The sequence below is a fragment of the Burkholderia sp. MR1-5-21 genome (genome assembly GCF_053427715.1).
This window is the reverse complement of record NZ_JBSAXD010000006.1, coordinates 231,433-245,927: the sequence shown is the minus strand read 5'-3', so window position 1 is coordinate 245,927 and position 14,495 is coordinate 231,433. Positions and strand designations below refer to the sequence as shown.

At 67.8% G+C, this 14,495-nt stretch carries 10 protein-coding genes and 1 pseudogene; 5 read left to right on the top strand and 6 right to left on the bottom strand.

Going from position 1 to position 14,495, the window contains the following annotated elements; all coding sequences use genetic code 11:
- Positions 1 to 7 precede the first annotated feature (7 nt).
- Positions 8 to 3,181: an efflux RND transporter permease subunit gene (locus tag ACV229_RS11345; protein WP_448083217.1), complete on the top strand. Its 3,174-nt coding sequence runs from the start codon at positions 8 to 10 to the stop codon at positions 3,179 to 3,181.
- Positions 3,178 to 4,656, top strand: a complete 1,479-nt coding sequence (locus tag ACV229_RS11340; RefSeq protein WP_448083216.1) for an efflux transporter outer membrane subunit — start codon at positions 3,178 to 3,180, stop codon at positions 4,654 to 4,656. The genes ACV229_RS11345 and ACV229_RS11340 overlap by 4 nt, the downstream gene beginning before the upstream one ends.
- 227 nt (positions 4,657 to 4,883) lie before the next feature.
- Here ACV229_RS11340 and surE read toward each other — a convergent pair whose 3' ends face one another.
- Positions 4,884 to 5,663, bottom strand: coding sequence for a 5'/3'-nucleotidase SurE (surE, locus tag ACV229_RS11335; RefSeq protein WP_448083215.1), 780 nt, complete (start codon positions 5,661 to 5,663; stop codon positions 4,884 to 4,886).
- 109 nt (positions 5,664 to 5,772) lie between these two features.
- Between surE and ACV229_RS11330 the strand changes: the two genes are divergently transcribed.
- Positions 5,773 to 6,210: a MarR family transcriptional regulator gene (locus ACV229_RS11330; RefSeq protein ID WP_448083214.1), complete on the top strand. Its 438-nt coding sequence runs from the start codon at positions 5,773 to 5,775 to the stop codon at positions 6,208 to 6,210.
- Between the two features lie 96 nt (positions 6,211 to 6,306).
- On the opposite strand, the gene ACV229_RS11325 is transcribed toward ACV229_RS11330, so the two are convergent.
- Positions 6,307 to 7,224 (bottom strand): LysR family transcriptional regulator, encoded by a 918-nt coding sequence (locus ACV229_RS11325; protein ID WP_448083213.1) that lies wholly within the window; start codon positions 7,222 to 7,224, stop codon positions 6,307 to 6,309.
- A gap of 369 nt (positions 7,225 to 7,593) precedes the next feature.
- On the opposite strand from ACV229_RS11325, the gene ACV229_RS11320 reads away from it, so the two are divergent.
- Positions 7,594 to 8,916 carry a citrate-proton symporter gene (locus tag ACV229_RS11320; RefSeq protein ID WP_448083212.1) on the top strand — a complete coding sequence of 441 codons (1,323 nt, stop codon included), beginning with the start codon at positions 7,594 to 7,596 and terminating at the stop codon, positions 8,914 to 8,916.
- Positions 8,917 to 9,192: 276 nt separating this feature from the next.
- Positions 9,193 to 9,804, top strand: a complete 612-nt coding sequence (locus ACV229_RS11315; RefSeq protein WP_448083211.1) for a cysteine hydrolase family protein — start codon at positions 9,193 to 9,195, stop codon at positions 9,802 to 9,804.
- A gap of 230 nt (positions 9,805 to 10,034) precedes the next feature.
- Here the strand turns inward: ACV229_RS11315 and ACV229_RS11310 are convergent, their stop codons facing one another.
- The 4 genes and pseudogenes from ACV229_RS11310 to ACV229_RS11295 all read right to left on the bottom strand — a co-directional run bounded on the left by ACV229_RS11310 (position 10,035) and on the right by ACV229_RS11295 (position 13,954).
- Positions 10,035 to 11,660 (bottom strand): amidohydrolase, encoded by a 1,626-nt coding sequence (locus ACV229_RS11310; protein ID WP_448083210.1) that lies wholly within the window; start codon positions 11,658 to 11,660, stop codon positions 10,035 to 10,037.
- A gap of 527 nt (positions 11,661 to 12,187) precedes the next feature.
- Positions 12,188 to 13,009 carry a helix-turn-helix transcriptional regulator gene (locus tag ACV229_RS11305; RefSeq protein WP_448083209.1) on the bottom strand — a complete coding sequence of 274 codons (822 nt, stop codon included), beginning with the start codon at positions 13,007 to 13,009 and terminating at the stop codon, positions 12,188 to 12,190.
- Between the two features lie 367 nt (positions 13,010 to 13,376).
- Positions 13,377 to 13,547, bottom strand: a pseudogene (locus tag ACV229_RS11300) (nuclear transport factor 2 family protein); the annotation flags it as partial.
- A gap of 32 nt (positions 13,548 to 13,579) precedes the next feature.
- Positions 13,580 to 13,954, bottom strand: coding sequence for a hypothetical protein (locus ACV229_RS11295; protein ID WP_448083208.1), 375 nt, complete (start codon positions 13,952 to 13,954; stop codon positions 13,580 to 13,582).
- Positions 13,955 to 14,495: the final 541 nt, after the last annotated feature.

The following is a 14,495-nucleotide window of genomic DNA, read 5'->3' as shown; positions in this document are numbered from 1 at the left end:
GCACGTGATGGATTTCTCCCGTTTCTTCATCGACCGGCCGATCTTCGCGGTCGTGCTGTCGATCGTCATCTTCGCGCTCGGGCTGATCGCGATTCCGATGTTGCCCGCGGGCGAGTATCCGGAAGTGGTGCCGCCGAGCGTCGTCGTGCGCGCGACCTATCCCGGCGCGAACCCGAAGGCCATCGCCGAGTCGGTTGCGGAGCCGCTCGAGGAGGCGATCAACGGCGTCGAAGGGATCATGTACATGAAGTCGGTCGCGGGATCGGACGGCAGCCTGCAGGTGGTCGTCACGTTCGTGCCGGGCGTCGACCCGGACACGGCCGCGGTGCGCGTGCAGAACCGTGTGAGCCAGGCGCTGTCGCGCCTGCCCGACGAAGTGCGCCAGTACGGCGTGACGACGCAGAAACAGTCGCCGACGCCGCTGATGTACGTGAGCCTGTACTCGCCGGACGACAGCCGCGATTCGCTGTACCTGCGCAATTACCTGACGCTGAACGTGAAGGACGAGCTGTCGCGGATCACCGGCATCGGCGACGTCGGCGTGTACGGTTCCGGCGACTACGCGATGCGCATCTGGCTCGACCCGAACCGGCTTGCGTCGCGCGGGCTGACCGCGAGCGACGTGATCGCGGCGGTGCGCGAGCAGAACGTGCAGGTGTCTGCGGGCCAGCTCGGCGCGGAACCGTCGCCGAAGGCCGCCGATTTCCTCGTGTCGATCAACGTGCGCGGCCGACTGCGCACGGTGCAGGAGTTCGGCGACATCGTGCTGCGCAGCGGCGACGACGGCCAGGTCGTCAAGCTGTCCGACGTCGCCCGGCTCGAACTCGGCGCGGGCGACTATACGCTGAAGTCGTTCTTCAACGACAAGCATTCGGCCGTGGTCGGCATCTTCCTGTCGCCCGGCGCGAACGCGCTCGACGTCGCGAAGTCCGTGTACGCGAAGCTCGACGAGCTGTCGAAGCGCTTCCCGCCCGGCATCGCGTACCGGCCCGTGTGGGACCCGACGGTGTTCGTGCGCGAGTCGATCCGCGCGGTGCAGCACACGCTGATCGAGGCGGTCGTGCTGGTCGTGTTCGTCGTGATCCTGTTCCTGCAGACCTGGCGCGCGTCGATCATTCCGCTCGTCGCGGTGCCCGTGTCGGTGGTCGGCACGTTCGCGTGGCTGCTGCTGCTCGGCTACTCGATCAACACGCTGACGCTGTTCGGGCTCGTGCTCGCGATCGGGATCGTCGTCGACGATGCGATCGTCGTCGTCGAGAACGTCGAGCGCAACATCGCACAGGGGCTGAGCCCGCGCGACGCCGCGCACCAGGCGATGCGCGAAGTGTCCGGCCCGATCGTCGCGATCGCGCTGGTGCTGTGCGCGGTGTTCGTGCCGATGGCGTTCATGTCGGGCGTCACCGGCCAGTTCTACCGGCAGTTCGCGGTGACGATCGCGATCTCGACGGTGATCTCGGCGATCAACTCGCTGACGCTGTCGCCCGCGCTTGCCGCGAAGCTGCTGCGGCCGCACGGCGCGCCGAAGGACGCGCTCACGCGCGCGCTCGATCGTGGGTTCGGCTGGCTGTTCCGTCCGTTCAACCGCTTCTTCGACCGCAGTTCGGACTGCTATCACGGCGTCGTCGGCCGCACGCTGAAGCGGCGTGGCGGGGTGTTCGTCGTCTATGCCGTGCTGCTCGGGGCGACCGCACTGCTGTTCAACACGGTGCCGGGCGGCTTCATTCCGATCCAGGACAAGCTGTACCTGTTCGCGGGCGCGAAACTGCCGGAAGGCGCGTCGCTGTCGCGCACGAACGCGGTGGCCGAGCAGATGACGAAGATCGCGCGCAGCACCGACGGTGTGGAGATGGTGCCGGGTTTCGCGGGGCTGAACGCGTTGCAGGGCGTGAACACGCCGAACATCACGACCTCGTACATCATCCTGAAACCGTTCGACCAGCGGCATCGCAGCGCCGCGCAGATCAACGCCGAGCTGAACGCGCGCTTCGCGGGCATCGGTGGCGGCATCGCATACGCGATGATGCCGCCGCCGATCCAGGGGCTCGGCAACGGGTCCGGCTACGCGCTGTACCTGGAGGATCGCGCGGGCCTCGGCTACGGCGCGCTGCAGAACGCGCTGGCCGCATTCCAGGCCGCGGTCGCGAAGACGCCGGGCATGCGCTATCCGGTCAGCTCGTACCAGGCGAACATCCCGCAGCTCGAGGTGAAGGTCGACCGGCTGAAGGCGAAGGCGCAGGGCGTTGCGCTGACCGACCTGTTCAACACGCTGCAGGTCTACCTGGGCTCGACGTACGTGAACGACTTCAACCTGTTCGGGCGCGTCTACCGCGTGATGGCGCAGGCCGACGCCGGCCATCGGCAGACCGCGGCGGACATCGCGAACCTGCGCACGCGCAACGCGAAAGGCGAGATGGTGCCGATCGGCTCGATGGTGACGGTCGAGCCGACCTACGGGCCGGACCCGGTCGTCCGCTACAACGGCTTTCCGGCCGCAGACCTGATCGGCGACGCGGACCCGAAGGTGATGTCGTCCGCGCAGGCGATCGCGAAGCTCGAGCAGATCGCGAAGGACGTGCTGCCGCCCGGCATCACGCTCGAATGGACCGACCTCAGCTACCAGCAGGTCACGCAGAGCAACGCGGCGATCGTCGTGTTCCCGCTCGCGGTGATGCTCGTGTTCCTGGTGCTCGCGGCGCTGTACGAGAGCTGGACGCTGCCGCTCGCGGTGATCCTGATCGTGCCGGTGTGCATGGCCGCGGCGCTGTTCGGCGTGTGGCTGTCGGGCGGCGACAACAACGTGTTCGTGCAGGTCGGTCTCGTCGTGCTGATGGGCCTTGCGTGCAAGAACGCGATCCTGATCGTCGAGTTCGCGCGCGAACTCGAGATCCAGGGAACGGGGACCGTCGAGGCCGCGCTCGAAGCGTGCCGGCTGCGGCTGCGTCCGATCGTGATGACGTCGGTGGCGTTCATCGCGGGCTCGGTGCCGCTGCTGATCGGCAGCGGCGCGGGCAGCGAGGTGCGCGCGGCGACAGGCGTCACCGTGTTTGCCGGCATGCTCGGCGTCACGCTGTTCGGCCTGTTCCTGACGCCGGTGTTCTACGTGGCGATCCGCAGGCTCGCGGGCGGCACGCCGGCCGTGTGGGGCGAACAGCACGGCACCCTCGAAGGAGAACGTCAATGAGCGCAGCTTTCCGTCTTTCCGCGCTCGCGATGTCGGTGACGCTCGCCGCTTGTGCGGTCGGCCCCGATTTCAAGCGGCCCGAAACGGCCACTTCCGCGCGGTTCGCGCGCGACACGCATCCGGCGACGCAGCAGGACGCGTCGCCGCCCGACGCATCGGTCGATGCCGATACCGCGTTCTGGCGCGGTTTCGGCGATCCGGTGCTGACGCGCCTGATCGACGCGGCGCTCGCGGCGAACCAGGATCTGCAGGTTGCCGTGTCGCGCTACGACGCGTCGAACGCGCTGCTGTCGCAGGCGACTTTCGACCGCTATCCGACGATCACCGCGAGCGGCCAGATCGGCCATCAGCTGATGAGCAAGGACCAGGCGTTCGGCGCGCCGCGCAGCCAGCGCGACACGCCGATTTCCAGCGTCGGGATCAATGCGGCATGGGAGCTCGACCTGTTCGGCCGCGTGCGGCGCTCGATCGAGTCGCAGCGCGCGGAAACGGCCGCGAGCGCCGCGGACGTTCGTGCGGTGCGTGTCGCGATCGCGGGCGAGGTCGCGAGCACGTACGTCGATCTGCGCGGGTCGCAGGAGCGGCTGCGGATCGCGCGCGAGAATGCCGGCAACCAGCAGCAGACGCTCGCGCTGATCAATGCGCGCGTCGGCGCGGGGCGCGGCTCCGAACTCGATGCGGCGCGTGCGCGGGCGCAGTTCGAATCGACGACGTCGCGGATCGCCGTCTACCAGGCCGCGATCGGCGTCGACGAGCACCGGCTCGCGGTGCTGACGGGCCAGCGGCCGGATGCGCTGATCGGGATGCTCGACGCACCCGCGCCGCTGCCCGCGCTGGCCGCCGACGTCGATCCCGGCACGCCGGGCGATCTGCTGCGCCGGCGTCCGGACGTCGCGGCCGCCGAGGCGCGGCTGCATGCGGCGACCGCGCGGGTCGGCGTCGCGACGGCCGACCTGTTCCCGCGCTTCACGCTGTCGGGGCTGCTCGGCAGCGCGACGAGCAGCTACGGGTTCTTCCGCGCGGGCAGCGACACGAACCTGATCGCGCTCGGCATCGATTGGTCGTTCCTCGACGTCGGCCGCGTGCGCGCGCGAATCGCCGCGAGCGACGCGGAGGCGGCCGGCCAGCTCGCGCAGTACCGTCAGACCGTGCTCGGCGCGCTGGAGGAAACCGAGAACGCGCTGCTGCGCGTCGCGCGCACCCGTGACGAGACGACCCACCTCGTGCGCGCCGCGGACGACAGCGCGCGCGCCGCGCAGCTCGCGCATGCGCGTTTCGCGGCAGGGGCGATCGACTACTACGAGGTGCTCGACGTGGAGCGCACGCTGCTGCAGGCGCAGGACGCGGCGGCCGACGGCCGGATGCGCAGCGCGACCGCGACGGTCGCGCTGTACAAGGCGCTCGCCGGCGGCTGGCCGTCGGGTGCGGGCACGGATGCGCCGTTCGCGCGGCAGGACGCGACGCAGGTGCGGTGACATGAAGCCGGCGCATGATCCGCGGCAGCGTGGATATGCGCCGAAGTCGCACCGTCGCGGGTGCGCTGAAGCATGTGCGCTGAAGGCCCTCCATCGGAGGGCTTTATTTGTCCGGAATCGGCCGGCCGTAGCAGACTCGACCCGGCGACTCGACCCAGCGACTCGACCCAGCGACTCGACCCAGCGGTTCAACCCAGCGGCTCAACCCAGCGGCTCAACCCAGCGACTCAACCCAGGTCGGCGCGCAACCGTGCGAGGGCGGCCTCGTGCGTTCGCTCGAACTTCAACGGGGTCACGGTGATATGGCCGGAACCGAGCGCCACCGTCTCCGAGTCGGGCGCGTCGTCAGTCGGGCCGCGGCTCAACTTCAGCCAGTGATAGTCGATGTTGCGCGGATCGCTGAGCGAGACCACTTCGACGCCCCGCAGCAACCCGGCACCTTGGCTTGTCACTTTGAGCGGCCCGACATCCTTCGCCGGGATGGGGGGGAAATTCACGTTGAGGCACGCATCGCTGTCCCAGCCCTGTGCGACGAGCCGGCGGATGACAGCCGGCGCGTGCTCCAGGGCCGTGTTCCAAGGCACCGCGTTGCGGTCCGTGAACGCCTGGCTCAGCGCGATCGCAGGGACGCCAATGAGCATGCTGGTCATCGCAGCGCCGACGGTGCCGGAAAACACCGTCTCCGTGCCGAGATTCGCGCCGCGATTCACCCCTGACAGCACCAGCTCGGGCGGGTGATCCGCCATCAGGCGGCCGATGGCGACGGCCACGCAATCGCCCGGCGTACCGCGAACCGCGAAGCGTCTTTCCCCTTTGCGATGGATCCGGAGCGGCTCGTGCAGGCTGATCGAATGCGAGGTGCCGCTCTGGTCCTCCATCGGCGCGACGATCCAGACTTCGCGCGCCAGCGTGATCGCGACTTGTTCGAGCACCTGCAGGCCGGGCGCATCGAACCCGTCGTCGTTCGTGAGCAGGATGCGGTCGAAAATCGGGCTGGTTCCTTGCATGGGAAGAATCCTCTCGGAGGTGGACAAAAAGGGGAGGCAAGCATTGCGACGCGTGATGACGATGCTATCATCACATAGCTATGATTATGTAGATAAATTCGAGGCCGACGTGGATATCTCGTTGTTTCGCATGCGGTTGAGCCGGTTGGGCAGACGCCTGCGTCAGGAGGCGCGCAACACGCCCGATACATGGACGCGCATGCTGGTGCTGAGCGCGGTCGACCGGCTGGGCGCGGAGGCGACGCCGTCCGCAATCGGCGCCGCCGAGAGTCTGAGGTCGTCGAATCTGGCCGCGTTGTTGCGGGATCTGGAAGCGGACGGACTGGTGACGCGCACGCGCGACACGATCGATCGGCGCAAGGTCCGGGTTCAGCTTTCTGCCGCGGGCAGGGCAAGCCTGCAGCTCAGTCGGCAACGGCGCGACGAATGGCTCGAGCGGGCGATCGGCGCTTGCCTGAATGACGACGAGCGCCAGCGGCTCGTCGCCATCGGTCCGATCCTGGAGAAGCTCAGCGCGTACAGCGAGCCGCCGGAGCAGGATCAGTGATCTTCGTTGCGAGGGGGAGCGGCACGCCTTCGTTGAATCCATGCGCACGACGGTACCCGCGATCACCTGCAACCGGCGTCGGCGCGACGCCGCCCGTCACGCCGCCTGACGGCCCTTGACCGTCATCCGGCAGACGGTCGCGAGCGCGAGCAGATTCGGGTCGCGCTCGCGGCGATGCAGGAAGCTCAGGCCGATGGTCTGCCGCATCGGCTGCCCGGCAAGCGGCACCAGCGCGATCTTGTGCGCGAACAGGTCGCGCACGCGACCCGGCAGCAGCGTATAGCCGACGCCGCCGCCGACCAGGTTGATCAGCGAGAAGATGTCGCCGACGCGCATCACGACGTTCGGCGTGAAGTCGGCGACGCGAAACGCTTCGACGAAACCCTGGTGGGTCGCGAAGCCTTCGCTGAGCGACACGAACGGCGCGTCGCGGCACGCGGCCAGATCGATCCTGTCGAGCTGCGCATACGGCGAATCGACCGGCGCGGCGAAAAACATGTCATCGTCGAACAGCTCGATCGATTCGACCTCGGCGTCCTGCCCGGGCACGGCCATCAGCGCCGCATCGATCGCACCTTGCCTGAGCTTGTCCAGCAGGTCCGCGTTCGAGCCGAGCACGAGTTCCGCCTGCAGCTCGGGCCGCCGTTCCTTCAGTGCGATCACGACTTCCGGCACGGTGCGGATCGTCAGCGAATAGAGCGAGCCGATCTTCAACTGTCCGGCGCCGTAGCCGGCGGCCTCGCGCGTCGCGCGAATGCCGTCGGTCATCGTCTTGATCACTTCGCCCGCGACTTCGGCGAGCACCTGGGCGGCTTCCGTCGGAATCAGGTTGCGCCCTTCGTGGCGGAACAGCGCGCAATGCATGCCTTCTTCGAGCGTGTGCAGCGCACGGTGCACGCTGACCGTGCTGACGTTCAGCGCGTCGGCGGCCTTCGCGAGGCTGCCCGTTTCCATGAAGGCGAGGAGCACTTCGAGCTTGCGGAAGGTGATCTCTTCGTTGATGCGATTGCGCATGGTCGGAGCGCCGGGAGGATGTCGACCGGAAATTCTGCCCCGGAACCGCGGCGACACACAATGCGGGCATTGCACGACCCCGCGCACTGCGTAACGGGCCTGGTGACGACGCGGTGCTCGACGGCCCAGGCGACGTCGCATTTGGGCCGATCGCAACGGTTTCGCGCAACGGCGGGACATTTAGTCTGCGGCTAACGCTTTGCCTTTCGGATTAATTGATGCGGCTTTTCGGCATGCCTATTATCGGTCGACGCCGGGCGTGCGCCGGCAGGTGGGCATGCCCACCGCACGCGCGCGCATATCGCGGTGCGGTATCGGGCGCGGGCGGCCCGTGCCGGTTCCATTGGACAGCATCGAAGGAGGGCAGACATGCGCACTGATTCGCATCGGAATCCGCGGCATCGGCAGGTAGTTGCCGCCGTCGTCGGCAATACGCTCGAGTGGTACGACTTCATCGTCTACGGATTCTTTTCCGGAATCATTGCGCGCCTGTTCTTTCCCGCCGAAAGCCAGTACGCGTCGCTGATGATGTCGCTCGCGACGTTCGGCGTCGGATTCTTCATGCGCCCGGTCGGCGGCGTGCTGCTCGGGCTCTATGCGGACCGCAAGGGCCGCAAGGCGGCGATGCAGCTGATCATCTTCCTGATGACGCTGGCGATCGCGCTGATCGCGTTCGCGCCGACCTACGCGACGATCGGCCCGGCCGCGCCGGTGCTGATCGTCGTCGCGCGGATGCTGCAGGGGTTCGCGACCGGCGGCGAATATGCGAGCTCCACCGCGTTCCTCGTCGAGAGCGCCCCTGCGCACCGGCGCGGCCTGTATGGATCGTGGCAGCTGATCGGCCAATGTCTCGCGGTGTTTGCCGGCGCGGCGATGGGGGCGTGGGCGACCCGCAACCTGTCGGCCGACGCGCTCGACAGCTGGGGCTGGCGCGTGCCGTTCGCGATCGGCCTGCTGATCGGGCCGGTCGGGTTGTGGATCCGCCGTCATATGGAGGAGACCGAAGCGTTCCTCGATGCGAGCAAGGCGGCCGGGCAGGCGGTGACCAGCGTGTCCGGCGTGCTGCGCGACAACCTGCGCGGCGTACTGGTGTCGATCGGCCAGACCGTGACGGGGACGGCCGTGTTCTACGTGATGCTCGTGAACTTGCCGACGTTTGCGCACAAGACGTTCGGATTGCCGCTCGACCAGGTCTTCAAGGTGCAGATGCTGGCGGTGGCCCTGCTGACCGTGACGATTCCGGTTGCCGCGTCGGTATCCGATCGCATCGGGCGGCGGCCGGTCCTGCTTGCCGGCATGCTGGCGCTGCTGACGGTGACCTATCCGCTGTTCTCGTGGCTCGCCGCGGCGCCGAGCATCGGTCGCCTGCTGGTCATGCAGCTCGTCATCTGCGTGAACATCGGCGTCATCTACGGCCCGGCACCCACGACGCTCGCGGAGCAGTTCACGACGCGCGTGCGTTCGACCGGCGTCGCGCTCGCGTACAACGTCGCGGTGATGCTGTTCGGCGGCTTCGCGCCGTTCATCGTCACGTGGCTGACGCAGGCGAGCGGCTCGCCGGTCGCGCCCGCGTGGTACGTGTTGTTCGCGGCGTTATTCGGGCTGGCGGCGAGCGTGTTCATGCATGAAGGCGCGCCCGCCGTCATCGAGCGCCGGCGGTTTCGCGGCGATACGATCGTGAGTGCCGAATAGCGAGGCTGATTTCCGGCGGATCGGTGGTCGCCCGGCGCGGGTTTGCGGTCGGCGTCCGATCCGTCGATGGGTGGTACGGGGTGCGTGCCGTCCTTTCCGTTGATGGACACGTCGCGTTCAATTGGCCCGATCCTTTCTGATGTTGTCCCGCAGGGCGCTGTCGCGCATTGCCGCATCGCACGACACTGGCGCCTCGCAGCAATCGCTGCGAACGGCGTGCGCCGGCGGATGTCCGGCGGCGCCGTCCTGTTCGATTCCAACATCGAGAGAGCTCGCATGCACCATCCCACCATCCGCACGATGGCCGGCGCGACTGCGCCGAAATCGATCGAGGCCGCCCGCACGGCGCTCTTCGTGATCGACTTCCAGAACGAATACTTCGGCGGCAGATTGCCGATCCCGGACGGCCCGCACGCGCTGGCCAATGCGCAGCGCGTGATCGCGCTCGCGGATCGCGCGGGCATCCCCGTGTTCCACATCCAGCATGTCGGAGCGGCAGGCGGCGGGTTGTTTGACGAAGCGGGCGACGGCTTCCGGTTCCACGCCGACCTGCAGCCGGCATCGCACCATGCGGTCGTGAAGAAGACGTCCGTCAGCGTGTTTCCGACGACCGACATCGACGCACGGCTGAAGGCGGCCGGGATCGATACGCTGATCGTGACGGGGCTGATGACGCACGCATGCGTGGCCGGAGCGGCACGCGACGCGGTGCCGCTCGGCTACGCGGTCATCGTCGTGGACGACGCGTGCGCGACGCGCGACCTCGATACCGCGGACGGCAGCGTCGTGCCGCACGACGTGCTGCATCGCGCGACGCTGGCCGCGCTCGACGATACGTTCGCCGATGTCATGACGACCGGGCAGGTACTGGAGCTGGATGTGGTCTGACGTCACGTGCGTGCGACATGGCCGCCGACGTGAGCGGGCGTGTCGCGCGCGGGGCGGTGTGACGTGTTGAAGCTGGACATGATCTGAGCTCATGTGCGCGCGACATGCCTGCCGAAGCGTGCGTGCGTGCGCGCGTGGCCCGCGTGGCGACGTGCGCGGCAGCTCATCCGGCATGCCGCGCATAGCCGGGCGCGGGCCGCCGCCCGGCCTCGCGCCGCAGGCCCGCTCGATCAGTCCTTCCAGCCCGGCGCGGCAAAGACCACTTCGCCGCGGAAGCACGTCTCGATCACGCGCGCCTGCGCAAATGTTTCGACCGGATGCCGGAACGGGTTGCGATCGAGGATCGCGAAGCTCGCATCCTTGCCGGCTTCGAGCGAACCCGTGTAATCGTCGAAGCGCAGTGCATACGCGGCGTTCACCGTATACGCCTCGAGCATCGTGAGCAGGTCGAGCCGTTCGTGCGGGTTCCACGGCGGGCAGCCGGGCTGGTCGATCAGCGCGTGCGTGACGCCGGTCTGGATGATCGGCAGCGGATTCATCGTGCTCACCGACCAGTCGGAGCCGGCCGCCAGCATCGCGCCGGCATTGCGCAGGCTGCGGAACGGATAGTTGCGCGCGGTGCGCTCCGGTCCGAGCAGGTCGCAATAGAGCTGCTGCTGTTCGGGGCGGGCGGCGGTCCACAGCGCCTGCATGCTCGCGATCGCGCCCAGCTGGTTGAAGCGGCCCATGTCGGCCGGATCGACGATCTGCAGATGCGCGAGCTGCGCACGCCGGTCGCGCACGCCGTTGCGGCGCTGCACGTATTCGAGCGCGTCGAGCGTCATGCGTACCGCGCGGTCGGCAAGCGTGTGGAAGTGCAGATCGAAGCCGGCCGTATCGGCGAGCAGGCAGATCTCGTTGAGCGCGTCCTGGCTCCACAGCGTGAGGCCGCAGTCGTCGGTGCCCGCGTACGGTTCGAGCAGCGCGGCCGTCTTCGATTCGGGCACGCCGTCGACGAAGATCTTCACCGTGTGCAGGCGCAGGTTGTCACACGCGTATTCGCGTCGCCATGCGACGAAACGGTCGATCTGCTCGCGCGGGTCGCGGCGCGGGTTCGCATACAGGCCCGCGCTCATGTACGCCTTCAGCGTGCCGGCGCGCTGGGCGGCGGCGTAGGCCTTGAGTTCGGCTTCCTCGACGCGTGCATCGAACCAGCCGGTGATGCCGAAGCCGTGCGCCATCGCATGCGCCTTCGCGAGCGATTTCGGATAGCCGGCCGGGCTCAGTTGCGGAATGATCGGGCAGATGCGATAGAACGCCGCCTCGTGCACGACGCCGGTGGGCGCGCCGGACGCGTCGCGCTCGTGCACGCCGCCGGTCGGATCGCGCGTCGCCGCCATGATGCCCGCGGCTTCGAGGCCTTTCGTGTTGAGGCAGCCGCTGTGCACGTCGAAGCCGACCACGAGGAGCGGACGGTCCGGCACGATGCGGTCGAGCAGTTCGCGGGTGGGATAGGCGCCGAACGCAGCGAGATTGGCGCCGCCGAGATACACCCACGGCTCGTTCGGCGTCGCGTCGGCGCATGCGCGGATGCGCTGCAGGATCGCGTCGGGCTCGTTGATGCCGGACAGGTCGAAGTCGCCGAGGATCTGATGGCCTTCGAGCGGATGCACGTGGCCGTCGATGAAGCCGGGCAGCATCAGCCTGCCGGCGAGATCCACGACACGCGTGGCCGGGCCGGCCAGCGGGCGGATGTCGTCGTCGCGGCCGATCGCCAGGATCTTGCCGTCGCGGGTCGCGAGCGCCTGCGCAAAGCGGCGCTGCGCATCGCCGGTGTAGAGGATTCCGTTCAGATAGACGGTATCGGCGTATTGCATGGTGTCTCCTCCGGTTTGAGGTCGATTTGCCGGGCGCACGCATCCAGCGGGCGGCCCGTCGGGCTCGTCCGGTCGCGTGGGTCCGGGAGGGGTGGGAATGCGTTGCGCGGCGGGTTGACCGCGCTGGCCGTCGGGGGGCGGCGCGTTACGTTCGGGGCGGCGTGGGCGTCGCGAGATCGCAGTGGCCTGACCGGTCACGGGCGGGCGGCATGGTTTGCCGGTCGCGGCACGTCGGCCGGCGGCCGGAGCTGGCGTCTGCGGCCGCGTGGGCTCGCATCGATCCGGTGATCGGCATCTATGTCTCCGTTGTGTACGACGTGTTCAGATCGTCGGGTGACTCAGATACTAGGGCCGGGGCGGTGGACTGTCTGTCGTCGATTTGAGGACAAGGCGCGACAAAGTGGATGGCGCGTTGGGGGGAAGGCAGAAGGCAGAAGGCAGAAGGCAGAAGGCAGAAGGCAGAAGGCAGAAGGCAGAAGGCAGAAGGCAGAAGGCGGGCCGACGCCATCCCGCATCGGCCCTGGCGTTCATTCGCGATTGACGACGCGCGCAAACGCGTCGCCGTCGGCCACGCACCAGGCGAACAGTCCGGCCCGGTTCGCGACGCCGAGCTTCGCGAGCGCGCGATCGAGGTAGGTGCGCACGCTGGACGGCTTGACTTCGAGCGTGTCGGCGATCCGCGGGACCGGCTGGCCCTGCAGCACCGCGCGGCACACGAGCCGCTCGCGCTGCGACAGCGCCGCGCCGCTCGCCGACAGGCGCTGTTCGAAGCGCTGCAGCAGCGCTTCGTCGTCGGAGCGCGGCGTCACGCTGGCGAGCCGCGCATGCTGGACCAGCAGCGGCAACAGGAAATCGCCGAACTGCCGCAGCAGGCTCAGTTCGGCGAGCGTAAACGAAGCCTGGCCGCGTCGGCGAAACAGCGAGAACGCATAGACATAGTCGTGCTCGCTGCCGAGCAGCGTGCAGTCTTCGCCGAGGTCGCCGAGCACGAAGCAGCGGCCGTACTCGGTGGCCGTGTCGATGTCCTGGTTGCACGAGAACACCAGTTGCGAATCGGTCAGGCGTTCGACATGGGGCAGGATCGCATCGGAGCGCCAGTCGCCGCGCATGTACAGGTCGAGCGCGTGGCGTGTGCCGTCGGGATCGTCGCCGCCAGCGAAGAACAGCACGTCGACGCCGTCGACCGAGCCGGACGGTGCGTCGCGCCGGTAACGGGTGGCAACGCTGTAATACGAATGCGGATCGACCGTCTCGCGCAGCCACTCCCACAGCCGGGCGGGAAACCGCGTACTGCCGAGACTGGCGACCAGGTCGCCGGCGCTGCTCAGGGAAATGTTGGCGGGGTTCATCGGTAACACCATCTTCACGAACGACGGCCGCCTGCGTTCAGCGTGGCTGTTCCTCCGGTGTGCACGGAGCGGCGGGCCGGGGCCGGCCCGGCCCTGCCTTGCGGCCTGCGCGGGACCAAGCCGCGCAGGCGATCTTGGCGGCGGGTTCGATTGTAGGAAACTTCGACGATCTCGAACACTTCCGCGCGCGACGTTGGAGGCGGCGGGCAACTGCCGGATCACTGGCTCTGGGTCCAGCGCGCGTGCGGATCGTCGGGACGGTGCCGGATGAGGGGCCGCGCCGGCCGTCCGGTCGTGTCGTGCATCCGATACGCGCCGGAGCGCGGGTGCGCGTGCGCCTGTGGAAGGGGATGCCGAACGCGCAGTATCAGAACATCGTGTTCGCGTTCGCGGCCTGCTCCGGTACGGGCTGGATCACGTCCCAGTGCTCGACGATCCTGCCGTCCTTCACGCGGAAAATGTCGACGATTGCCTGGCCGCGATCGCCCGGGTGCTCGGTCGAATGGACATGCAGACAGACACGGTCGCCGTCGGGCCGACGCGACCGCCGGCCCGGCCCCCGCGCCACGCTCAGCGCCAATACCCGTTGACGTACACCCAGAACTGTCCCTGGCGCCGCCAGTAACCGGGAACCCAGCGATGGCCGGGGTGACGCGAGACCCAGCGACCGGGGATCCATACATATTGTCCGCGCTTCCATCCCCAGTAGCCGTCGGTCCAGACATAGCCGCCCGGCCGCGGCGGCGGCGGGCGCCGTTCGTACCGCATCGGCGGCGGGGCGACGCGCGGACGATCGTCATATGGCGGACCGCCTGGATTGCGGTATGGGCCGGACGGTCTGTATACAGGGGGCGCAGGCTGTGCCGAGGCGGCGCGCAACCAGGTCGCGGTGCTGACGAACGCAGCGGTCAGTCCGAGGGCGCGCAACAACGAGCGTCGATTCATGGCGTGTCCTGTTGTGTTGTCGTGTTTCTCGTACCTTAGCGTGCCCGGCGACAGGCCGGGTTACGCACGCCGTTAGGGCTGTAACGGCGTGTCACGGCCGCTGCGGTGCAGGCCGCGGTGCCGGTCCGCACGGGCGTCCGGTGTGCGACAGCCGGACTCCGTCGATTTCCGGCCATTCCTCGGATGTTTCGCGCCTGCAGCATCCGTTGTGGAAGCGCAAAGCCCAATATTTGAGACGAAAACAGGTAAAAAATGCCGATTTCGAGGGGGTTGCAGGATTTCGCTTGTTGTTTCTATGCAACCGTCAAGACGATGACATGTAAGAATGATGGGATGAAGGTGGCCAAAAAGCGGCCGTCAAGAAGCCAAAAACAAACGTCAAAACAAATACTTATAAGGCGTCCCCATTTCTATTATTTCTAGTTCTGGAAAAGCTTATTTCTTTATTTGCGGATCGCTCCCCTAGGGTACACCCCTAAACTCACGGTTCCCAAACGGGCAACTATCCGGACGCAGCCAGCAGGACCGATGGCCTTTCCGG